Here is a 21,871-nt window from a genome sequence, read left to right as displayed (position 1 = left end):
CCCCTGAACCGAATCAGGGGGTGGGAATTCGTAATCGTTATCGTTAGAACTTGCTTACGTTGGCAGCCTGCGGTCCACGCGGCCCTTCTACGATTTCAAATTCCACGGTTTGACCTTCGTCCAACGTCTTGAAACCTTCCTCCTGGATGGCAGAGTAATGGACGAATACGTCTTCTCCACCTTCACGCTCAATGAAACCGTAACCTTTTTCCGCGTTGAACCACTTGACTTTGCCTTGCATAATAACAATCCCTTCATAAATTGATCCACATGAAATTGACCTAATGGACCGCTTCCATGCAGATCCAATATACCATTAGGAATTAGGCGAAGTCAAGGAAATTCGACTGAACTTTAAAGAATAATTTCCATCACAAAACTTTACTCAGGAATAATCGGGTTCTCTCCTCCTTCGGGTGATTGAAAAGTTCCCGGGGTTTTCCCTCTTCGACGATCACACCCTCATCCATAAAGATGACCCGGTCACACACCTCCCGGGCGAAACCCATTTCATGAGTCACGACGACCATCGTCATTCCTTCCTCCGCCAAATGTTTCATCACAGTCAGTACCTCACCGATCATTTCGGGATCCAGGGCGGAGGTGGGCTCATCAAACAACATCACCTTCGGATCCATCGCCAGGGCACGAGCGATGGCCACCCGCTGCATTTGACCGCCGGAAAGCTGCTCCGGATATACCCGGGCCTTTTCCTCCAGACCGACTTTTTCCAATAAATCTAATCCCTTCTTCTCCGCCTCTTCCCTGGACCAACCCCGCACCCGGACCGGAGCCATGACAATGTTCTCCATCACCCGCTTGTGGGGGAAAAGGTTGAACTGCTGAAACACCATTCCCATTTCTGTGCGCACTTTGTCGATGTCGGTTTTGGGGTCCGTCAAATCGCAACCGTCCACCACAACCCGTCCCTCGGATACCGGCTCCAAAAAGTTCATACAGCGGAGCAGGGTGCTTTTCCCGGATCCGCTCGGACCGATCACTGAAACGACTTCTTTTTCCCTGATGTGTAAGTCGATCCCCCGAAGCACCTCCGTCCGTCCGAATCTTTTCACCAAGTTTTGGATGTGAATCACAAACTCACCTCTCTTCGGCATCTGTGCGGGTTCGGCGTTCCAGATAGAAAACAAAGCGGGAGAGCAGATAGGTTAATATCAGGTAGAGGATCGCTCCCATCACATAGGGAGGCACCCGGATAAAGGTACTCTTTGCCGTGTTGAATGCAGCATAAGTGATATCGGGAACTGCGATAATCGCCACCAGAGAGGAATCCTTCAACAAGGCGATAAATTCGTTTCCCAGGGGAGGAAGCATCCGTTTGAAAGCTTGGGGAAGGATTACCAGGCGCATGGCTTGACTGTAGGACATACCCAGGGAACGGGCGGCCTCCATCTGTCCCTTTTCGATGGATTGAATCCCTCCGCGAAAGATTTCGGCAATATACGCACCGGCATTGAGAGCCAAAGCCACAAATCCGGAAGTAATCGCCGCTTCCGGGGGCTCTGTTCCAACAGTCTCCGCCAGTTCGGGAAGTAAAGCAAAATGAACGAACAATAACTGTAGCATCAATGGAGTTCCCCGGAACAGATCCACATAGATTTTCGCCGGTATGTAAACCCACCGGCGTCGGGAAAGACGCATCAGTCCCAAGATTAATCCCAGCATCGTGCCGAAGGAAACTCCGACGACTGTTAAAAGGGCGCTATTGATCAGCCCCCGTATGAAATAATCTTGATATTCGATAATGACCGACCAATCCGACGCCATATACACTCCCCTTACTCTTCACCGAAATATTTTTTGTAGATCTGATCGTAGGTACCGTCCTTTTTAATCGTCTTTAATCCGGAGTTGATTTTGTCCAATACCTCTTGGTTCCCCTTTTGTACGGCGATTCCGTATTGTTCCGGTTCAAAGGAATCGTCCTCGACTATTTTGAATTGGCCTTCCGGGAGTCGCTTCATATATTCTTTGACCACACCATTGTCCGCCACGACGGCATCGACACGGCCGTTACCGAGATCGTCGATCGCGGCCGGGGTGCTATCGTAGCCCCGCAATCCTTGATAGGTTTTACCGAAGGCTTTTTTAACGACTTCTTCCCCGGTGGTGGCCGCTTGTACCCCGATTTTCTTCCCCTTCAGATCTTGCAGAGAGTCGGATTTGGAACTTTCAGGAACCAAAATCAACTGTTTCGCTTCAAAATAAGGATCGGAAAAATCGTAGTTTTTCTTGCGATCTTCAGTAATCGTGATCGCGGAAATCCCCGCGTCCAGCTTTCCATTTTTCAACCCTTCCAACAAGGGATCCCATCCAGTATGTTCCACTTCGATTTCAAATCCTTCCGCTGCAGCAATCGCCTTCATCACCTCGATGTCAAACCCGGTAATGGTTCCGTCACCCTCCTGCTTTTCAAAAGGCGGATACGCGGCATCCGTTCCCACTTTCAAGACATGACCCTCGCCGGTATCGTTTGACGATTCCGCCCCACAACCGGTGATCACCAAGAATAAGGATAAGATCGCAGGAATGATCCCGCTTAAAGGTTTAACCATAAACAGACCCCCCTTTAACGAAGAGTATATATTTATTTGTAAATTGGTTCAATAAAAATAATTCCGATAACGGAGGATGTAAACTTTCCCTGTCCCATACAAAAAGCCGCCGGATCGGCGGCTTTTTTGACGCGGTATCAGTTGACTGCTTCCTTCAACTGTTTTCCGGGCTTGAAGGCGGGAACCCGGCTGGCTTCGATCTGAATCGATTCTCCGGTCTGAGGATTACGGCCGGTACGGGCGGCCCGTTCCCTCACTTCAAAGTTCCCGAACCCGATCAGAGAGACTTTTTCCCCTTTTTGCAACGCATCGGAAATGGCATTCAATACGGCTTCCACCAGCTCGGTGGACTCTTTTTTGGTTTTTCCTGTCGCTTCGGCCACACGGTCGACCAGTTGAGACTTGTTCACAGGGTTCACGCTCCCTTTTTAAAAGTTTTCATTTAGAAGATATCTATCTCCATGTGTTTCCCAACTTCAAGGGTTCTATACTCTTTTTATCATAGGAATCTCCCATATTTTCTACTTAGTCAGCGGGCAAAGGTTAGGGACAGAACCCCTTTGGCACCGCCTTCTTTCAAAACCCGGGCACATTCTACCATGGTAGCTCCGGTCGTATACACATCATCGACGATAATCACAGTGCGATTGGAAAGGCGAATGCGGCGCGGAGGGGGAGCCAGGCGGAACGCTCCCCGCAGGGCGACCAATCGCTCCCGTCGACTGCGCAGGCTCTGGGGAGAAGTGGGACGAATCCGCTCCAGGACCGGCCGCAGTGGAAGACGAACCAAACGGGCGATTCCCTTTGCCAAACGTTCCGCCTGGTTGAAACCTCTTTCCCGCAACCGGTCGGGATGAATGGGCACAAACGTAATCACATCTCCGCGCCAACCCTGGCGCAACAAGACTTCCGCCATCAATTCGGCGATCGTGGGAGCCAATCGTTCTCGGCCGCGGTATTTGTAAAGGCGGATCAATTCTTTGGGGAAAGCGGTGTAACGCAGAACACTTCGATTCATATCCAAAGGGTCAGGCGGAGAACGGCGGCAGCCGGAACAAAGATCCTCCTCCTTCCTTTCCCCCAGCGGACGACTGCATCGACGGCAATACGGAGGAGCAATCAGAGGAAGCCCTTTCCGGCAGGAAAAACAGATTCGGTCCCAAATCCCCGAACCGAGACCGGGGGATACGGGAGTCGAACAAAGCCGGCAGGAAGGGGGCGGAGGAAACAGTTGATCCCACCCCTTTTTCACGATCCCACCTCCTTTTTCAAATAACCCCCGGACACTGCCAGGCGGTTCATTTTTCGGATCTCCCGAAGAGCACGGCGTTGCCCCTCCGTATTCTCTGAGGCAAAAAAGAACACCCTGCCCTGACGGTATTCCGGAGAACGTCCCACACGGCCGGCGATCTGAATCAGGGAAGCCCCGTCAAACACTGGGTGATCAGCACCCAGAACAGCGACATGACAGCGGGGTACCGTCACACCCCGTTCCAGGATCGTAGTGGTAATCAGCGCTTGCAGGCGACCCTCGCGAAACGCTTTCACCTGTGAGGCCCGTTCCGCATCCTTGCCCGATACAGAGGCTACACGGCGAAAAAGCCGGGGATGACGGCGTTCCATCCATCGTTGCAATCGGTCGGCGTCTCGAACTCCCGGGATGAATAAAAGGGCTTGTCCGTCAACCTCTTCCATCCGTATCAAAAAGGAATCCAAGGGAGGAATCGGCCGGCCCGCATCGACCTTGCGCCACATCCTCCAGACACGCCGCAGATGCGGCTCAGGAAGAGGATACCCATGATAGCGGGCAGGCAGAGTGACAGCTTCCAGCCGTCCCTTTTGAACGCGGCGTTGCCAGGATGGAGGCGGAGTGGCCGTCAACAGCACCCTCATTCCTTCCGGGGCCGCGGCCCGTTTTAAAGCCAGAGATAAGCCGGTATCCGCGGATAAAGGATAGGCGTCCGCCTCATCGACGATCACCAGTTGAAACCGATGGTAAAGCCGAAAAGCCTGATGGGCCGTCCCCACGAACAAGTCTCCCTCTTCCCAAATCTGGGAGCTCCCCTTGTGCAATGCAACCAGCCGGGTGGCGGGAAACGCCCGTTTCAGACGCCCGGAGAGCTCCCGGACAACATCCGTGCGGGGGGAAGACCAAAACACCTTCTCTCCCCGTTCCAGCACGCGGTGTACAACGGGAAGCAGCACCTCCGTTTTACCGGATCCCGTCACCGCCCAGACGAGAAGATCCCGATCCCCGCTTTGGTCCAACCACCGAAGACTGGCCTCAGAGGCGTCCCGCTGAGCCGAAGTGAGTGGAACAGAGGCAAAGGGGACGTTCTTCTTGTCGGGTGTACCGAACGGTTTTTGCGGTTCAAAAAGAAAGAACCCACTGCACGTGCGACTTTTCCCCAGGAGAATACAACGGTCGCACAGCACACAGAAGCGGCCGCAACGAGCACAGGGGGTGACTTCCAAATCTTCCGCCCCCCCACCGCAGCGATTGCATTTTCGGTGGACGGCGGGCCCCGGTGTATAAACCCCGGGCAAAAGGCGGGCCTGCCTTGTCAACAGCAACACCTGCAACAACCGGCGCAACTCCTTTTCATCAGTAAACCCGCCCCATCGTCCCTGTAATAGTGAACAGATTTCCTCCCACAACAAGGATCGACCGCCGAGAATCCGGCCCAGAGAATCAGCCTTTTGTTTCATATTTGTCCATCCATCGATTTGATCGGTCGATTGCATACTTGGAACCGGGTGTCCAAGGAGGCCGGATAATTTCCCCGCAACGAAGGAATCGTTCCTCTTTTCCGCCTCCAACCAGGCTTGTCCGACGGATGAGTATGTCCGGAAACGACGCATTCGTTGGCCCCGCAACATCCAGAAATACTCGTCGACATCGGAGGACAGGGTCAAGAAAGATCGATCCTTCACCTCATAGACGGCCAATTGCAACATTCTGAACTCCTTCCCGTTCACTCTTTAAAAGCCTTGTGATTGAGCACGTCCTTGGTGGGTCGGGGTGGGGTTCCACACTCCGTTTCGTTGTTCTGACGAGCCAAAGGCACTCCGTGTGGAGCCCCACCCTCCCGAACAGGGGACTTTTTCACAACGCTTTTAAGGGTTTCATCTTTATTTTTCTATAATAACAGGAAAAATCCTATGCTAAAAAATATTGGAGTTGGAACAACAGGTTTTGTCCTGTGGTGAAAAATAAAGTGACAGGAAGAAAAGCGCGAGACTGCACTTTTCCTTCTGTCACTTTTTAAAATGGGAGTCACCCAATCGATCGGAAAGGCTTCCGATCACAGAAGCGTTGATTTTCGAATATGATTCATCGCCGCCACGGACCAAGTGTGATGGCGCAGATCGATCACCGCCGCAGAACTGTTTCCGTTCTGCACCACCCGATCGATTTTCTCTCTCAGCTCATCCTCGGAGAGATTGCGGCAATCATCGCAGGCGGTCAAAGCGGGATAACTCTTTTGCAATCGGAAAAGAATGCGACAAGTATCATCGAAAGAACCGGTATCCAAACAAGTCACCTGACACGGTTGTCCGCTCAGGAATTTCCAAAAGAAAAAGGAGCGAATCACCCATTCGACGGACCCTTGGCTGTTTTCAGTCACCATCACCAGTCGGGCGGCATCAGGGCGGATCGGATAACAAAATATTCGGGCAATAAAAAGTGCAGTCAATCGTAACGCCGCAAATACGACGATCCCCCAAAAAAGCCCCTGTTCCATCGTATCTGTCCTCCTTTGCCCTCAGTATATGCACGGGCTTCAGAGGGGGTTCAGGGTGGAGAGGTGGTCTGATCCGCCTTACTATACCGGTTGGTGCACCTTTCATCTTGCCATGAAAAAGGCCGCCGACAAGAAGTCGACGGCCGTTATGGAACCGCTCAGGTTCTGATACCCCAAGTTTTTTACCTTTCGGCGTCCCTTTTCAAAAGCTCCGCTTTGTCCGTCTTTTCCCACGGCAAATCCACATCGGTACGGCCGAAATGACCGTAAGCCGCTGTCTGGCGATAAATCGGACGGCGCAGATCCAACTCCCGAATGATCCCGGCAGGACGCAAGTCAAAATGATCGCGTACCAGTCCCACCAGTGTCTCCTCGTCGACTCGTCCCGTTCCGAAGGTGTCTACGCGGATGGAGACGGGCCGAGCCACACCGATGGCATAAGCCAGCTGAACTTCACACTTGTCCGCCAAGCCGGCGGCGACGATATTTTTAGCCACGTATCGGGCGGCGTATGCCCCCGAGCGATCCACCTTGGTCGGATCCTTTCCGGAAAAGGCGCCTCCCCCGTGACGGGCATACCCGCCATAGGTGTCGACAATGATCTTCCGGCCGGTAAGACCGGCGTCTCCCATCGGACCACCGATGACAAAACGACCGGTGGGGTTGATATAGTACTTGGTTTCGGAATCCAGCATTTCCTCCGGAACCACCGGGGCGATTACCTTTTCCCGGATATCCTTTTGAATCTGATCCAAGGGAATTTCATCCGCATGTTGTGTGGAAACGACAATCGCATCGATCCGCACCGGGCGATCCCCTTCATACTCCACCGTCACCTGGGTTTTTCCGTCGGGGCGAAGGTATTCCAACGTCCCGTCGGTACGGATTTCATGAAGGCGGCGGGCCAATCGGTGGGATAAGGAAATGGGCAGAGGCATCAGTTCTTCGGTTTCATTGGAAGCAAATCCGAACATAAGCCCTTGATCCCCGGCACCGATCGCTTCGATCTCCTCTTCCGTCATATGGCCTTCCCGCTTCTCCAGAGCTTCATCCACTCCGGCGGCAATATCGGAGGATTGCTCGTCAATGGAAGTCAGAACGGCACAAGTTTGCGCATCAAACCCGTATTTGGCCCGAGTGTACCCAATGTCCCGAAGGGTATCCCGAACCAGCTTGGGAATATCCACATAGCAGCTGGTGGAGATTTCCCCGGAAACGAGAACCAAACCGGTGGTGACGGAGGTTTCACAAGCCACCCGTGCATTGGGATCTTCCGATAAAATTTTATCCAAAATAGCATCTGAGATTTGGTCGCAAATCTTATCGGGATGTCCCGCCGTCACCGATTCCGATGTGAAAAGACTGCGACGCGTATGATCAGACAATGGACTCCCCCCTTGTATCTCCTTCATCCATACAAAAAGGTCTTTCCCCTGTGATAGAGGAAAGATAGAGATGATGATCCGACACGATCAACCCGTTTTTTGCAAAATCCATTTCAAGAATACATGAAACGGAAAGGCATGACAAGTTCCAGCGGATGAAAACGATAGAAGTTTCTGCCCCTCCAGATAGCATGAGCATCAGCCGTTTCATCTCGTGCCCCTTCAGGTAACTTTGTTGTTCTTACAAACCAAGGATTCGTGTGGAACCCAACCCCAGCGGAATAAAGAGGCTTTTTTCACACGCTTCTAGCCGGCTTCCAATCGAAGTTTGTATTTCCCTTCCGTCTCCTCTTTGCTTCCCCGAACGCGAATATAGTAATCGCCGGGTGGCAGGTCCGGAGTGATCGTTCCTTTTCTCCGATCCGGAGACAGCCGCAACTGATCCAACACCCGCAATTCCTTATCGTAGAGAACGGCTTCCACTTTCCCCCATTCCTCGGGAATCGACAGGGCGATGGACAGGTTTTCGTCGCCTTTGGAGAAGGTATACCAATCCAGGTCGGAGCTGTTTCCCAACCGTGCCTTTAACGCCTCTTCCCCGACCAGACGGGTCGCCTGGTCTGAGGTATCGTTGGGTTCGAAGGAATCCTGAGATTGAGTCTCATATTCGATAAAGAGATTGTATGGATCGGGAACGGAGTGAGTCCCATAATCGGAAACCCGAACATAAAGGCTGCCTGCGTTCACGTTCATCCGATAGGTCTCAGGCTTTCCCTCTGCTCCCTCATCCACTTTCCGACCCTGCCATCCGCCCTTTTCCTGAATATAAAGCACCGGATCGCTGCGGGGAGACCAGACATCCACCCGCAACCGAAGCCGGCCGGGTTCGGGAATTTTCAAACGAAACCAGTCATCGTCCCGGTTTTTGTGGAATGTCCCTAAAAGAGAGGAATACCCTGTCGACAATTCCAAAGGAAAGGCGTTCCACTGATGATCGTTATTCTCGTATTCATCCGGTGCCGGCCGAAATGAGTTGGAAAGGGTATAAGGTTTCGGCCCCTTCCCTTTTCCGGTGGAAGACAGACAAACAACCATTTCCCCCCGGGAAACGGTTAAATGGACGTTCTTGGCTTCCTTTCCCTTATATCGGACCTCTTTTTTTCCTTTCTCCACTTCGGCCTTCAACACCATCTGCCTCAGGTGTTGAGCATCCCCTCCTAAAGAGAGGTGCAAAGTCCCGGAGTAGGGGGCATGGATGCGAAAACAGTCCCTGTCCTGTTGATCCTTCAGGGTCGCATGATACATTTGGTCCAAAGACATCGGCATCGCTCGGGAGGGTTGATCATTGGGCTCGAAAATATCCGGTTTCAAGTCCTCCGTCAAGGCGGCATGGACGTCAATGGCTCCGAATCCGTACTGTTCATTCCAACGCTCATCCTCCAGGGGACGGGCTGTCTGCCGGATCAGGGAGCGCACTTCAGCGGGGGAACTTTCCGGATGCCGTTTGATCACCAGCGCGGCCAATGCCGCCACTTGAGGGGCGGCAAAGGAAGTGCCGGAATCACTGCCGTACCCCCCTCCCGGAACAGCCGCCCAAATCGACTCTCCGGGAGCCACGACATCAATCCCCGGACCGGAGTTGGAGGTAATGACCACCCGCCGTTCCTCATCCACGGAACCGACTCCGAGAACCGTCGGCAAAGCGGCCGGATAATAAAGAGGACGGTTGTACCGAATGTCACCGTCTTCATTGAGACTGGCATTTCCCGACGAACCGACGACCACCACCCCTTCTTCCTCGGCAAACCGGATCGCATCGGCCATTGTTTCCGAATAAGTCCAACTGCCTTGGGCCAATACGATGACATCCGCTCCTCTGCGCACCGATTCACGAACGCCCTCCGCAGTAAAATATACATCCCCGTCCTGACCGTCGGTCATCACTTTGACCGGCATAATCCGACCGGGGACACGGGAATTCTTCTCCTTTCTCCAGCCTTTCCACACCTCCGCTATCACCCCGGCAACATGTGTCCCGTGTCCCATTTCATCCTGGGGCGGTTGTTCGGATTGGCGAAGATTCACCCCTTCCACCAAATAGGGCTTTAAACTCGGGTGTTCCATATCAACGCCCGTGTCCACCACCGCCACCGTCACCGGGTCGCGGTCCGATTGCAGCACCCAATCCACTGATCTCCAGGCCCGGATGGCATTGATTCCTTCCAAATAGTATCGATTCCCGGCATCTGAGGCGGAAGCTTCATCCCTCATCTCCACTTTGTATTTGTGATTGGGATGAATGAATTCCACTTCCCCCCGTGCGGACCACTGATCCACCCAACGATTTTCATCCACGTCCTCGTTCAGTTGAACCAACATCGTGATTCCGCCGTCCTCTTCCTCCGTTTCGTGAAGAACTTGAACCGTTTCCAGAAAGTCCGGATCCGGCTCTTCCTTCCACTGAACCACCCATTCCCTTTGTCCCGTCGATTTGGTCGGCTCGGCAGGGTTTTCCCGAGCAGGTTCCCCAGGCTCCCCTTGATTCAGACAACCGGTTAAAGAAGTGATCCACAAAATCAAGATAAATCCTGTTAAACTGATCTTTTTCATGAGTTGAAAACTCTCTCTCCGCACATCGTTGATCCATAGGTTCAGCTTACCATGAAATCGCATGAAATGGCTAACACCGACTCATAATAAAAAAAATGCGCCGGACAAGGGGAGTCAGCCGTCATGCGTCCATCGATACGGGCAGGCTGGATCGCAGCCATTATCGCTGTTTTTTTCGTCGTCTGGACTGGAACGCAACATTACTTTCCTCTACCCCTCGAGACACCCGGAAAGAACTCCGGGAAATCTCCGGACAGGGTGACCGATCATCCGGAATCTGTACGCCCCCCGGTCCTTCAAAAAGGAAAAACGGCTCTTCCCACTCCTCCCGAACGCCCTTTCACGCTCCTTTTTATCGGTGTGGATCAGAGAAAGAAGGACCAGGGTCGAGCCGATGCCCTCATGTTCATCAGTCTCAATCCCCGGCAGAAAACGATGAAAGTACTGAATATCCCCCGGGACACGAAAGCCCGGCTGCAACTGCAAAACGGTCAATCCCGTTTTGATAAAATCAATCACGCTTACGCCCTGGGACAAGGGGTCTCTTCCACTGTGGACACCGTTGAAACGTTCCTCGGAGTTTCTGTCGACGATTATGTAAAAGTGAACATGGCCGGTTTCCGCAAACTGGTTGACCTGTTCGGCGGTGTCGATGTACAGGTAAACCGCTCTTTTTCTTACAAGGGGCATCATTTTCAAAAGGGATCGATGACGTTGAACGGGGCCGAAGCCCTCGCCTATGTACGGGATCGAACCGCCAGCAGTGACTTTGATCGCCACCGCCGCCAGCAACAAGTGATGAAGAGTTTATGGCGCAAAGCGACCCGTCCGTCTTCCATCTTTAAAGTGCGGGATTTCATGCGGATTCTAACCCGTCATGTGGATACTTCGATGACGTTCCGTGATTTTTTGAAGATCTACGCGGCTTTTAATCAAATGCAGGAAAAAGGAGTGGAGGTGATCAGGTTGAAAGGGACCGACGAGTGGGCGGACCGGTATTATTTCGTCGTGTCCCAAGAGGAAAAAAAACGGGTCCGTGACATCTTTCTCCGCCACTTGAACACCAACGAGAAACATTCGTGAAGCGGGCCGCCCCCTTCCGGACCCGCTCCCAGCTTTTAGTCCCCCGTCGGAAAACTCATCCAAGGCAAATCAGGTTACTTGAAAAGGGCATGCGTTTGTAAAGAAACGGTTAAGACCGAAACTTCCACCGAAAACCCTTCGTTAACCATCCACAGACTTCCTCTTATTTCACAACACATATCCCTTTTGTTGCGCGCACGCGGAGACTGCTGCACAAGGGCTTGTCTCGTCGACTTGAGTCGCTGTCCATGATCATAGTATGATGAAACCGTATTGCTCATCTGGCTTCAAAGTTGCTTGAAGGGGCAATAGCAGGTATTAAAGTGGGGAATCACATGGACCGAATCGAATGGAGCCGATCCCGACGTGTGAAAAAGAAAAAGAAGAAAAAATGGATATTCCGAAGTATCCTGATCTGCCTGTTTGCTGTCCTCATCGTTTCGGGTTATTTCTTTTGGCAGATATGGAACACTTTTGCCGGAACCTTCGACCCTCTGAACCGGGAAAAGTCCGATAAACGGGATCAAGCGGTTACGATGGACGACCCTTTTACGATACTCCTTCTGGGGACAGACTCCCGCACAGCCTCAGACAACTGGCGACCGGACGTTATCATTCTGGCCGCCATCAATCCAAAAAAACACTCGGTCAAAATGGTGAGCATCCCGCGGGACACGTATCTGCCTATCGCCAACACTGACGGACAAATGCACAAAATCAATGCCTCCGCCTACTACGGTAGATCCAAAGTGAACAAAAACGGACCCGGCCCGGTCACGAATACAGTCGAAACGGTGGAAAACTTCCTCCATGTTCCTGTGGACTATTATATGAAAGTGAACTTCCAAGGATTCATCGACGTGGTAAACGCCTTGGGAGGCGTTGACGTCAACGTGAAATTCGCCTTTTCACAAGCCCATTTCGGGGGCGAGGTCATCCCCTTTAAACCGGGCCCCAAGCACCTGAACGGCAACGAAGCCCTCGCCTATGTCCGTATGCGTAAACAAGATCCGCGGGGAGACCTCGGTCGCAATGAACGGCAGCGGGAAGTCATGACCAACCTGATGGATCAAGCAGTCAGCCTGAACACAGTGACCAAAATCGATGATGTGCTAAATGCCGTGGGTAAAAACATGCGAATCGGATTCGATCCGAAAAAAATCCCTCACCTTCAGTCCATCTACAAAGAAATCCCGAAGAAAAACATTCAAAATGTAACCCTTAAAGGCAAAAACACGCGGCTGAAACATTGGTATTATATCGTGAATGACGAGGAACGCCAACGGGTTAGTAACCTGTTGAGGAAGCAGTTGGAGCTGAAACCGGAACCGATCGAGCCGATTCAACTCCCTCCCGAGGTGGAACAGGAAACGGAGCCAACACAACAACCGTCACCTTCCGGAAACCGATCACCCCAGAACCCCAACTGACCGATATCCATCTTTAGGCGTGTTGATTAGCCACATTCGGGCGGGGGAATCGTGTACCGCCACGGCTCCCGTTGCCCTCCTGCGGGGAAGTAGGAGATGGCCGCTCCCTTCCGGTCGGACAGGGGAAAAGCCGTTCGGAAGCGTCACAAGGAAGCATGTTGCCCCTAAACGCCCTCCCTAGATTCTACGCTGGGTAGGATGGCAAAAGTCGCTTAGGTGGTATACGACTCCTTTTAAATGCCCGGATGGGTATTCAGAGCCAATGGAACATTGGCCTTTTTTGTTTGGCGGGCCCTTGTATTTCCCTCGTCTCCATCCCGCCTTCAACCGATGACTCTCGATCTTACGGTCATTGCCGTTCCCCCTGGATCCCGCGGGATTCTCTTCGAACCCGTTCTCTCCGTTGGGGGGAAAGCCGCACATGACGATCGGAGACTTCACGTGGTAACAACCCGTATATCGATGAATCAAGATGCAATCCCGGTAAATCGGCGGTATGCTGGTCATAAATAACATGATCCCATCCATCCTTTCAACCGGACAAGTATCCGTTGGTGTTTCCCAGCATAAATCAGGGATCAACTCCGCGACTACCCTTTCGACAAAGGTTCCCAAATCAAGCGGGACTTCCCGGAGAGATGACCCGGAACAAACATTCTCGACAAAGGAGGCAACAACCGATGGCAGCGACCCACCGATATACGACCCCCGAAGGATATGGGGAAACCGAAATCCGGATTCAAAAATCACGCTTTATCACTTATGTGAATCGTGTCGATTCCGAAGAAGAAGCCTCCTCCTTCGTCCGGGGAATCGCTAAAACCCATTGGGATGCCACTCATAACTGCTACGCCTATGTGGTCGGCCGGTTATCGGAAGTGCAACGCTCCTCCGATGATGGGGAGCCCTCCGGTACCGCCGGCCGTCCAATCCTGGAGGCCATCCGCTCTCGCGGTCTGACAGACACGGCGGTGGTGGTCACCCGTTACTTCGGAGGAATCAAGCTGGGGGCCGGCGGTCTCATCCGGGCCTACAACCGGGCAGCGACGGAAGGCCTGGATGCAGCCGGTCAAGTGGATTGGTATCTTCACCGATCTTTGGAAATTACCGCCGATTACCCGGCCATGGGAAAGTTGGAACATGAACTCATCGCTACGGGATATGAGATGGAACCGCCCCGGTTTACGGATCAGGTCCGTTGGAAAATATGGGTCCCAAATGGGGAAGAACAACCCTTGATCGATTTGGTCGCCGAGCAGACCAGCGGGCGAGGGAGCGTCGAATACGGAGAAGTGGATTACCGTCCCCGAACCGTAAAATGAAAGAGATGAAAAAGACAACCCCCTGTTGTGCCGTATGGCGTACAGGGGGGTTATTCCTGATGTGTTGATTTAATCAAAGGCGGGTACGACAGCGCCTTTATATTTCTTTTCGATGAACTTCTTCACTTCCGGTGAATTCAAGGCCTCGGACAGCTTTTGGATCGCTTCGCTATCTTCGTTCCCTTCTTTTGCCGCCAGGATGTTCACGTAAGGGGAATCGGAATCCTCCAGGAACAAAGCATCCTTTTGCGGATCCAGGTTTGCTTGGAGGGCATAGTTCGTGTTGATGACGGCGATATCCACCTGATCCAACACCCGGGGAAGGGTTGCCGCTTCCAGGGGTTTAAAATCGAGCTTTTTCGGGTTTTCCTCAATGTTTTTCAAGGTTTTATCCCCTTTGCGGTTATCCAATTGGATCAGGCCTTCTTTATCCAGCAGCAGAAGTACGCGGGTCATTTCACTGGTGGCATTCGGCAGAGCGACAGTCGCTCCGTCCTTCAGCTGAGATAGTTTGTCGATCTTCTCAGAATAGGCGCCCATCGGCTCAATATGGACCCCTGTCACCTTTTTCAAATGCCATCCCTGCTCCTCATTGGTCGCTTCCATCCAGGGACGGTGTTGGAAGAAGTTAGCGTCCAACTCTCCTTGTTCCACCGCTTTGTTAGGAAGGACATAATCCTGAAATACTTTTATTTTCAATTGAATTCCTTCCTTCTCCAATTGCGGCTTCACATGTTCCAAAATTTCCGCATGGGGCACCTGGGTTGCCCCCACATTCAAAGTCTTCTTCTCATTATCGGCCGCACCGCCTCCACAGGCCGCCAATGCGGCCAACAGAACGGCGGACAGACCGATCATGGCGATTCGTTTGATCATCGGATCATGACGCCTCCTTCTTTCATTTGAGATTTTACCGTTTATCCAAGCGGCGGGCGATCCAGTCACCGAACCATTGTACAATCTGAACCATGATCACCAGCAGGATTCCGCAAACGTACAACATCCCCTGGTTAAAAGACTGAAAACCGTACCGGTAAGCGGCGTCTCCCAACCCGCCGCCGCCGACGACACCGGCCATGGCCGAAAAGCTGACCAGTGTGACACAGGTGACTGTTAAGCCGGAGACGAGGGCCGGGGTCGATTCCGGAAGCAAAACCTTGGTTACGACTTGAAAGCGGGTCGTACCCATGGACTGGGCGGCCTCCACCACACCCTTATCCACTTCCCGAATCGCCGTCTCCACCATTCTGGCGTAAAAGGGAGCAGCACCGGCGATCAGAGGAACTGTGGCGGCAGTAGCCCCCAGGGTGGACCCGACGAGGAACTCCGAGACCGGAAACAAAAAGAGGACCAGAACAATAAAGGGAACCGCTCGGAATAAGTTGACAACGGTTCCGACGATTCTTTGCAGCCAAGGCTGCGGCCAAATCCGGCCCCGGTCGGTAATGACCAGCAGGATTCCCAAGGGAATCCCGATTAGTGCCGTAAACAGGGTGGAGATTCCCACCATATAGATTGTCTGTCCAGTCGCTTCCCATATCAAGTCCCAGTTTACTTCACTGAACACCGGCCATCACCTCCGTTCCCGCGTCTTCTCCTTTAAGAATTCCTACCGCTTTCTCTACTTCTTCCCGACGGCCTGCCAGCCGAAGAGCGATCCCGTCGGTGGAGGAAAGCTCACCTTCCAACACATGAACCGATAGTCCCTTTTGGGATTCCAGTTGACTCCATTTTTCAGTGAAAACGGACAGGGAGCAATGAACCACAACGCCTTCGTCGTCCTTCCGGTCCCCGTCTTCAGACTCGAGCAGTGTCTGTTTCACGAACTGTTTGGTGATCGAATGACGTGGATTCCTGAAGATCTCCTGGACGTCCCCGGTTTCGATGATACGGCCCCATTCCATCACAGCCACCCTTTGACAGACCGCCTCGACGACACTCATCTCATGGGTGATCAGCAATAAAGTAATTCCGGTATCCCGGTTAATCTCCCGAAGCAACTGCAAAATGGAAGAGGTCGTCTCCGGATCCACAGCGGAAGTGGCTTCATCACACAATAAGACATCCGGTTCATTGGCCAAGGCCCGGGCGATTCCCACACGCTGTTTTTGCCCTCCGCTCAATTGGGAGGGATAAGATCCGGCCCGTTCGGACAAACCGACTCGATCCAGGAGTCCGCCGACTTTCCTCTTGATCTCAGCCTTGGACTTTCCCGCCACTTCCAGAGGGAAGGCTACATTATCCCAGACGGTCCGAGACCACAACAGGTTGAAATGTTGAAAGATCATACCGATTTTTTGCCGGGCTGTACGCAATTCCCGTTCCTTCATCTGCGAGATTTCCCGGCCTCCCACCCACACCTCACCGGAGGTGGGTGTCTCCAGACCGTTGACCAGCCGCAACAGTGTGCTTTTCCCCGCTCCGCTGCGCCCGATGATGCCGTAAATCTCACCCGGTTCGATGTGCAAGTTGACATCGGACAAGGCGGTTACCGGCTCCGTGTCTCTATTCGATTGAAACGTTTTGTTGATATCCTTCAGATGAATCATGGAATCATCACCGCCTATACATAAAAAATCCTTTCCGCCAGATGCAGAAAGGAATGGAATGCTGTTTCCTCTCTCATCTGTCAGAACTCCGGTTCTGCAGGAATTGGCACCTTAACCGTTTTTTAATCCCCACGGTCGGTTGCCGGGCTTCATCGGGCCAGTCCCTCCACCTCTCTAGATAAGAGAACACGACGTTTAAAGTTGTTCAAAGGAAATCGTAGCACGAAACCGAAAACAGCGTCAACAAGAAAAATTATCTAAATAAAATATCCAAGGAGTTTCCCTACTCAATTGTTACTAATTTAACTCCGACATTACATTTCGTTTACAAATGACGAAAACTCCACTATTCACCCTCGGATTGCCGTATAATAAGAATCACTAAGAGGTACTCGGGGGTGCCCTAAATGAACTACACCGTAGTTGGGAAAACTTTATGGTTGGGCATTTTCAACGCCGCTCTGATGAGCATTCCTCTCTGGATGTTGTTTTTCCTGTCCCTGCGTATGATTTTTTAAGAGCTAAAAATCCCCTTGTTTTCCATTGATCCAACAAGGGATGAACTTTTGATTATAGAGCGTAAGGAAAGGGTTGCCCTCAATGGGCAACCCTTGTTTCTTAACGGGCTCCGCTTCCGGAGAGAACGACCCAGACCGTACGGTACAGGATTTTCATATCGAGGGTAAAAGACCGACACTGAATATAGTACATATCCAACGAAAACTTTTCCGCCGGCGTAGCGTCATACCCGCCGTTAACCTGTGCCCAGCCCGTCAATCCGGGCTTGACCGACAAGCGCTGCCTAAATCCGGGGATTTCTTTGGAAAACTGTTCGATAAACACGAACCTTTCCGGACGGGGGCCGATCAGGCTCATATCCCCGCGGATCACATTGATCAACTGGGGAACCTCGTCAATCCGCGTTTTACGGATAAAACGTCCGACCCGCGTTACGCGGGGATCTTGTTTGGAAGCCCACTGCGGACCGTTTTTTTCAGCGTCGATCCGCATGGAACGCAGTTTGACGATATGAAAGCGCCGCCCATTAAGGCCTATACGTTCCTGTTTGTAAAAAACAGGTCCCTTCGACTCCAATTTTATGGCCAACCCGGTCAATACCAGTACGGGGAGAGTAAACAATAAAAGTGCAATTGAAAAGATGAGCTCAAAGCTCCGTTTCGCCACCGAATAAAACCCGGATGAAGATGTATCCCGCAAACCGTCGGTTTGCGCTTGCGAATCCGTATGAAAAGCCTCGGCATTAGAAGGCATCCGCAAACCACCCCTGCCGTATGTGAATATGAATGTCGAATCCCGCGATGCCGCGCGAAGCATGACAAGCGTTTCAACCCGGGATTAAGCTCCGTCTGTTCCGTGTTCCATCAATCTTAACTGATATCAAGTATACTGTAGAAAGCCGGGATTTACAATACATTTGGACATGTATTTTACAGGAACTTTACACGGAGATTACAGAAACACCGGAGCGGCCGGATCACTTCTGCCGTACCGCCGTCTCTTCACATCCGGGAAAGTGACCGAACTATTGCATACAGGCTTGACTGTAGTATTCGAAAGTCCGTTTTAAGCCTGATTCCAAATCGGTTTTGGGAGCCCAATCCAACAGGCGAAGTGCACGAGTGTTATCGAAATAACTGTACTTAATATCCCCCGGCCGCTCCGCTCCATGCGCTCGATCGATTTTCCGGCCTAACGTTTTCTCGAAAACGCGGATCAGTTCATTGATGGAGGTGCTGATTCCGGTTCCGATATTGAGGGTTTCGCCGTCCGCCTTTTCCAAGGCCGCCACATTGGCCGAAGCGATGTCCTCCACATAGATGTAATCCCGGGTCTGCTCCCCATCACCAAAGATGGTTAACGGTTCTCCACGAAGCAGTTTATCAATGAAGATGGAAATGACAGCCCCCTCTCCGTGAGGGACCTGGCGAACTCCGTATACATTGGCATACCGGAACACGGTATACGACAAACCGTATAAATCGCGGTACGCCTGAAGATATGTTTCCGGAGTGTATTTAGAAATACCATAGGGGGATAAAGGGGAAACCGGGTGTTTTTCATCGATCGGCAGGTACTGCGGATTCCCGTAGACAGCCGCGGAGGATGCATAAACCAATTTTTTCACTCCATACCGGCGGCACCCTTCCAGCAGGCGTATCGTACCGAGAATATTGGTCTCAGCATCCCCTGCCGGATTTTCAATGGAAAGTGAAACCGACGATTGCCCTGCCTGATGAATCACTGCATCCGGCCGCTCAGCCCGAAATACTTCCGACAAGCGCTCATCCTGGATATTCATTCGATAAAAAGGGACTTCCGAACGCAGGTAATTCTCGCTGCCCGTACTCAAGTTGTCCACGACTACAGGCCGATATCCGCCGGCCAACAATTGATCTACAATATGGGAGCCGATAAAGCCCGCTCCTCCAGTCACCAATACTTTCATTGTTATAACTCCCTCTCACCGGATCCATCATCATCCGATTCTCAGGTACCGAGTGCCCCGGTTGAAACCCAGCGGGGAAGGCGACAGGCCGGCTCAGGGGGCAACGTTTCGCACTCCTCTGATCCGGATCTCATGATGCATTGACTTGCGAGATCGAAGACAGCCTGCCAGCCTGACCCCGGCAAGGGATCCAAGTTGCCTGAAGAGGCACGAAACGGTTTACGGAATCGGCCTCCTTTAAGGATAACGGATTTCCCGCCGGTAAGGTTCTCCCTGCGACAAACTTACCATTCTTTCCCCTCTCTGGAGGCGGACTGAATCCCGCGGGATACCGAAAATCCTACCAACACCTTCAGTTCTGTATACAAGTGATGGGCTAACTTGCTCCGATCGCCGAACCGTTCGATATAACGAAGGCCGTTTTTGGCGATCGCTTCCTTCTCGTCCCGGGGGGCATGCCGCAATCGCATCATGGCCTCAGCCAGACCGGAAGGGTTTTCAGCGCCGCTGAAGACTCCGACACCGTTTTCCTCCACGATTTCCCGCACTTCTCCATCTACAGTGGTAATGATCGGCCGGCCCATAAACATGTAATCAAACAATTTATTGGGCCGAGCCCCGCGAAAAATTTCATTGTCCGCCAAGGATATGATCCCGCAATCGGCGGCCCGGATGTAATGATAAATCTCCCTTTTCGGGACGGGATCCAGCAGATGTACCCGATCAAGGCCGTTTTCCTCTTGGATCCGCTTCAATCGTTCCTTTTCCGGTCCGTCCCCGATCAGCACAAGGGCATAGCCGTCAGGAAGGTAAGCACCGGCCCTGACGACATGTTCCAGTGCATTGGCAGGACCGTGGGCGCCGGCGTAAAGCGCCGTAAACTGATCCGGGGCTATACCCATCCGGCGACGGTATTCCTGGACACGGGGGGCTTCTTCCTTCCAGGAATCAACGGCGATCCCGTTGGGGATCAGGGAAATCTTTCGAGGGTCGATCCCTTTGGCCGTAATGAATTTACGCTGATATTCCGTCAATACAACGATTTTATCCGCCCGCCGGTACAAAAAGGACTCCATCCAGTTAAGTAGTTTAATGACGATCGGGTTTTGAAGTCCGTTCATCTTGATCAGGGTGTCGGGCCACAAATCCCGTACTTCAAGGACGAAGGAACACCGCTTGAAACGGGAGAGGAGCCAACCGGAAAAAGGGGTCAACAGATGGGGGGAGGAAGCGAAAATCAAATCCGGCCGCGCCTGGAATAAGCCGGTACAGAAGAAGAGCACAGCAAAGCTAACCATATTGAGCACCCGCCGAAAATCGTTGCGGATATGCGGAAAAGACCAAAGCCACCGCAGATGAAAACCCGGAACCGGAACTTCCTCCAGCTCCCTTTTGGACTCCTTGTCAATGAACCGGCGCCGGGAATGATTGAAGGAGGAAAGCCACAGCGTCACCTCGGCTCCTTCCTTCCCCGTCCATTCCCGAGCCATTTCATAATGTCGGGTAATTCCTCCGAGATTGGGCGGTACAGCATAGTGGTTAGCCATCCAGATACGCAACGCATTTCACTTCCTTAGTTTCCGGATAGATCCTGATACAGGCCGATCAACTTCTTTTCCTCGTTCCACCAGTTATAAACGTCCCGGTGGGCACGGCAGCCGTTCTCGCCCATCCGTCGCCGCAACCGATCATCCGTGAGGATCCCGGTCACCTTTTCGGCGATGTCCCGGGGGTCCAGGGCATTCACCATCCAACCGGACCCGCTCTCAACGACGATTTGTCGCCAAAGGGGGAAATCCGTCGCCACCACCGGCAATCCGGCGGCCATATATTCAAACAGTTTGATCGGCAGCGATTCCTTATAATTGTCCACAGGGTGGAGACAGACCAACCCCACCTTGCCTCGGGCCAGCCAGCTCTGCACCTCCTGGAACGGAATCCGACCGTGGAGGTAGATCCGTTTTCTCCTTAACCGGTCCCTCTCCCGGTTATCCGGATCGATATGTTGCAACGGGCCGATCAGGTGCAGCTCTGCCTCCAGACCTTCAGGCAGATGATCCATCATCGCGATCATCTCCCGATAACCCCGGAGATAAGAAATCCCTCCGATATACAGGATTCTGTTGGTTCCGTCGTTTTCCTCCCCGGCAGGGATCTCAAAAGGCAGGGGATAGTTTTTAACCACTTCCACCCGGGGAGCGGAGGTGAATTGATCAGCGATGGACTCTGTCGCCGTCACCACGGCGGAAAGGCGTCGAGCCATCCCCTTCTCTGCCCAATGGGCCACTCTGGACAGAATCCCCTTCAGAGGTCCGGGAATCCACGGCTTGGTATGAATCTGCCTGGGCAGATCTTCATGAGCATCGTAGATGACCGGCCGCCGGGTTCTCCAACGAAGCCACACCCCCCAGGGAAGCAGTTCCGGATCGTGAAAATGGAATCGATCCGCTCCGCTGGCCAAGGCTCTTCGGAAGAGACGCCACCCTCCCAGCAGACGATCCCATTTGTTCCGGGGTGGAGGCATTCCCACAATCCGCACCCCTTGTTCGACCCGCTCTCCGAAATCGGCCCGGGCGTGGAGTTCCACCTGATAACCCGCCCGAACCAATGAGACCGCCTGTTTGTAAAATATCCGCGAATCGTTGTATCCGTGTACGGAACTGAGAATCATTACTTTTTCATTCATCTCCGGGCTCTCACCCCTGC

General features: G+C 52.6%; 21 protein-coding genes and 1 riboswitch. Of the genes, 3 read left to right on the top strand and 18 right to left on the bottom strand.

Going from position 1 to position 21,871, the window contains the following annotated elements:
- Nucleotides 1-43: 43 nt before the first annotated feature.
- The 11 genes from CHM34_RS08085 to CHM34_RS08035 form a co-directional block, all read right to left on the bottom strand.
- Nucleotides 44-241 (bottom strand): cold-shock protein, encoded by a 198-nt coding sequence (locus CHM34_RS08085; RefSeq protein WP_094264096.1) that lies wholly within the window; start codon nucleotides 239-241, stop codon nucleotides 44-46.
- 130 nt (nucleotides 242-371) lie between these two features.
- The gene (locus tag CHM34_RS08080; RefSeq protein WP_094264095.1) at nucleotides 372-1,094 is read right to left on the bottom strand and encodes an amino acid ABC transporter ATP-binding protein; all 723 of its coding nucleotides are present in this window, start codon (nucleotides 1,092-1,094) and stop codon (nucleotides 372-374) included.
- A gap of 4 nt (nucleotides 1,095-1,098) precedes the next feature.
- Entirely contained in the window at nucleotides 1,099-1,785 is a 687-nt protein-coding gene (locus CHM34_RS08075; RefSeq protein ID WP_094264094.1) for an amino acid ABC transporter permease, read from the bottom strand.
- A gap of 11 nt (nucleotides 1,786-1,796) precedes the next feature.
- The gene (locus CHM34_RS08070; protein ID WP_094264093.1) at nucleotides 1,797-2,573 is read right to left on the bottom strand and encodes a basic amino acid ABC transporter substrate-binding protein; all 777 of its coding nucleotides are present in this window, start codon (nucleotides 2,571-2,573) and stop codon (nucleotides 1,797-1,799) included.
- Nucleotides 2,574-2,710: 137 nt separating this feature from the next.
- Nucleotides 2,711-2,983, bottom strand: a complete 273-nt coding sequence (hbs, locus tag CHM34_RS08065) for a non-specific DNA-binding protein Hbs (RefSeq protein WP_094264092.1) — start codon at nucleotides 2,981-2,983, stop codon at nucleotides 2,711-2,713.
- A 119-nt stretch (nucleotides 2,984-3,102) separates the two neighbouring features.
- Nucleotides 3,103-3,825, bottom strand: a complete 723-nt coding sequence (locus CHM34_RS08060) for a ComF family protein (protein WP_094264091.1) — start codon at nucleotides 3,823-3,825, stop codon at nucleotides 3,103-3,105.
- Nucleotides 3,822-5,531, bottom strand: coding sequence for a DEAD/DEAH box helicase (locus CHM34_RS08055; protein WP_094264090.1), 1,710 nt, complete (start codon nucleotides 5,529-5,531; stop codon nucleotides 3,822-3,824). Before CHM34_RS08055 ends, CHM34_RS08060 begins: the two co-directional genes overlap by 4 nt.
- 347 nt (nucleotides 5,532-5,878) lie before the next feature.
- Nucleotides 5,879-6,319, bottom strand: a complete 441-nt coding sequence (locus CHM34_RS08050; RefSeq protein ID WP_094264089.1) for a hypothetical protein — start codon at nucleotides 6,317-6,319, stop codon at nucleotides 5,879-5,881.
- A 182-nt stretch (nucleotides 6,320-6,501) separates the two neighbouring features.
- Nucleotides 6,502-7,704, bottom strand: a complete 1,203-nt coding sequence (gene metK, locus CHM34_RS08045; RefSeq protein WP_240511929.1) for a methionine adenosyltransferase — start codon at nucleotides 7,702-7,704, stop codon at nucleotides 6,502-6,504.
- Nucleotides 7,697-7,915, bottom strand: a complete 219-nt coding sequence (locus CHM34_RS08040) for a hypothetical protein (RefSeq protein ID WP_094264087.1) — start codon at nucleotides 7,913-7,915, stop codon at nucleotides 7,697-7,699. The genes metK and CHM34_RS08040 overlap by 8 nt, the downstream gene beginning before the upstream one ends.
- A 95-nt stretch (nucleotides 7,916-8,010) precedes the next feature.
- Nucleotides 8,011-10,314: a S8 family peptidase gene (locus CHM34_RS08035; RefSeq protein ID WP_169713648.1), complete on the bottom strand. Its 2,304-nt coding sequence runs from the start codon at nucleotides 10,312-10,314 to the stop codon at nucleotides 8,011-8,013.
- Nucleotides 10,315-10,437: 123 nt separating this feature from the next.
- Here CHM34_RS08035 and CHM34_RS08030 point away from each other — a divergent pair, with 123 nt between their 5' ends.
- The 3 genes from CHM34_RS08030 to CHM34_RS08020 all read left to right on the top strand — a co-directional run bounded on the left by CHM34_RS08030 (nucleotide 10,438) and on the right by CHM34_RS08020 (nucleotide 14,149).
- Nucleotides 10,438-11,397: an LCP family protein gene (locus CHM34_RS08030; RefSeq protein WP_094264085.1), complete on the top strand. Its 960-nt coding sequence runs from the start codon at nucleotides 10,438-10,440 to the stop codon at nucleotides 11,395-11,397.
- Nucleotides 11,398-11,732: 335 nt separating this feature from the next.
- Nucleotides 11,733-12,827, top strand: coding sequence for an LCP family glycopolymer transferase (locus CHM34_RS08025; RefSeq protein WP_094264084.1), 1,095 nt, complete (start codon nucleotides 11,733-11,735; stop codon nucleotides 12,825-12,827).
- A 680-nt stretch (nucleotides 12,828-13,507) separates the two neighbouring features.
- Nucleotides 13,508-14,149: a YigZ family protein gene (locus tag CHM34_RS08020; protein WP_094264083.1), complete on the top strand. Its 642-nt coding sequence runs from the start codon at nucleotides 13,508-13,510 to the stop codon at nucleotides 14,147-14,149.
- A gap of 69 nt (nucleotides 14,150-14,218) precedes the next feature.
- On the opposite strand, the gene CHM34_RS08015 is transcribed toward CHM34_RS08020, so the two are convergent.
- The 7 genes from CHM34_RS08015 to CHM34_RS07985 form a co-directional block, all read right to left on the bottom strand.
- Nucleotides 14,219-15,022 (bottom strand): MetQ/NlpA family ABC transporter substrate-binding protein, encoded by an 804-nt coding sequence (locus CHM34_RS08015; protein WP_169713658.1) that lies wholly within the window; start codon nucleotides 15,020-15,022, stop codon nucleotides 14,219-14,221.
- Between the two features lie 37 nt (nucleotides 15,023-15,059).
- Nucleotides 15,060-15,716 (bottom strand): methionine ABC transporter permease, encoded by a 657-nt coding sequence (locus tag CHM34_RS08010; protein WP_240511928.1) that lies wholly within the window; start codon nucleotides 15,714-15,716, stop codon nucleotides 15,060-15,062.
- Nucleotides 15,706-16,698, bottom strand: coding sequence for a methionine ABC transporter ATP-binding protein (locus tag CHM34_RS08005; protein WP_094264081.1), 993 nt, complete (start codon nucleotides 16,696-16,698; stop codon nucleotides 15,706-15,708). Before CHM34_RS08005 ends, CHM34_RS08010 begins: the two co-directional genes overlap by 11 nt.
- 70 nt (nucleotides 16,699-16,768) lie before the next feature.
- A riboswitch (SAM riboswitch) is annotated at nucleotides 16,769-16,883 on the bottom strand.
- A 433-nt stretch (nucleotides 16,884-17,316) separates the two neighbouring features.
- Nucleotides 17,317-17,970, bottom strand: coding sequence for a sugar transferase (locus CHM34_RS08000; protein WP_094264080.1), 654 nt, complete (start codon nucleotides 17,968-17,970; stop codon nucleotides 17,317-17,319).
- A 271-nt stretch (nucleotides 17,971-18,241) separates the two neighbouring features.
- Nucleotides 18,242-19,165 (bottom strand): SDR family oxidoreductase, encoded by a 924-nt coding sequence (locus tag CHM34_RS07995; protein ID WP_094264079.1) that lies wholly within the window; start codon nucleotides 19,163-19,165, stop codon nucleotides 18,242-18,244.
- A 284-nt stretch (nucleotides 19,166-19,449) separates the two neighbouring features.
- The gene (locus CHM34_RS07990; protein ID WP_094264078.1) at nucleotides 19,450-20,724 is read right to left on the bottom strand and encodes a glycosyltransferase family 4 protein; all 1,275 of its coding nucleotides are present in this window, start codon (nucleotides 20,722-20,724) and stop codon (nucleotides 19,450-19,452) included.
- A 14-nt stretch (nucleotides 20,725-20,738) separates the two neighbouring features.
- Complete coding sequence (locus tag CHM34_RS07985; RefSeq protein ID WP_169713647.1) at nucleotides 20,739-21,851, bottom strand: glycosyltransferase family 4 protein; 1,113 nt, start codon at nucleotides 21,849-21,851, stop codon at nucleotides 20,739-20,741.
- Between the last annotated feature and the right edge of the window lie 20 nt (nucleotides 21,852-21,871).

Source organism: Paludifilum halophilum, assembly GCF_002245355.1.
In the GTDB taxonomy this organism is placed as follows: domain Bacteria; phylum Bacillota; class Bacilli; order Thermoactinomycetales; family DSM-45169; genus Paludifilum; species Paludifilum halophilum.
This window is presented reverse-complemented; position numbering and strand designations above follow the sequence as displayed.

Coding starts and splice junctions, on each gene's coding strand:
- CHM34_RS08085 (WP_094264096.1), bottom strand. CDS start 241: ATGCAAGGCAAAGTCAAGTGGTTCAACGCGGAAAAAGGTTACGGTTTC.
- CHM34_RS08075 (WP_094264094.1), bottom strand. CDS start 1,785: ATGGCGTCGGATTGGTCGGTCATTATCGAATATCAAGATTATTTCATA.
- CHM34_RS08070 (WP_094264093.1), bottom strand. CDS start 2,573: ATGGTTAAACCTTTAAGCGGGATCATTCCTGCGATCTTATCCTTATTC.
- CHM34_RS08055 (WP_094264090.1), bottom strand. CDS start 5,531: ATGTTGCAATTGGCCGTCTATGAGGTGAAGGATCGATCTTTCTTGACC.
- CHM34_RS08050 (WP_094264089.1), bottom strand. CDS start 6,319: ATGGAACAGGGGCTTTTTTGGGGGATCGTCGTATTTGCGGCGTTACGA.
- CHM34_RS08040 (WP_094264087.1), bottom strand. CDS start 7,915: ATGAAACGGCTGATGCTCATGCTATCTGGAGGGGCAGAAACTTCTATC.
- CHM34_RS08035 (WP_169713648.1), bottom strand. CDS start 10,314: ATGAAAAAGATCAGTTTAACAGGATTTATCTTGATTTTGTGGATCACT.
- CHM34_RS08030 (WP_094264085.1), top strand. CDS start 10,438: ATGCGTCCATCGATACGGGCAGGCTGGATCGCAGCCATTATCGCTGTT.
- CHM34_RS08025 (WP_094264084.1), top strand. CDS start 11,733: ATGGACCGAATCGAATGGAGCCGATCCCGACGTGTGAAAAAGAAAAAG.
- CHM34_RS08020 (WP_094264083.1), top strand. CDS start 13,508: ATGGCAGCGACCCACCGATATACGACCCCCGAAGGATATGGGGAAACC.
- CHM34_RS08005 (WP_094264081.1), bottom strand. CDS start 16,698: ATGATTCATCTGAAGGATATCAACAAAACGTTTCAATCGAATAGAGAC.
- CHM34_RS08000 (WP_094264080.1), bottom strand. CDS start 17,970: ATGCCTTCTAATGCCGAGGCTTTTCATACGGATTCGCAAGCGCAAACC.
- CHM34_RS07995 (WP_094264079.1), bottom strand. CDS start 19,165: ATGAAAGTATTGGTGACTGGAGGAGCGGGCTTTATCGGCTCCCATATT.
- CHM34_RS07985 (WP_169713647.1), bottom strand. CDS start 21,851: ATGAATGAAAAAGTAATGATTCTCAGTTCCGTACACGGATACAACGAT.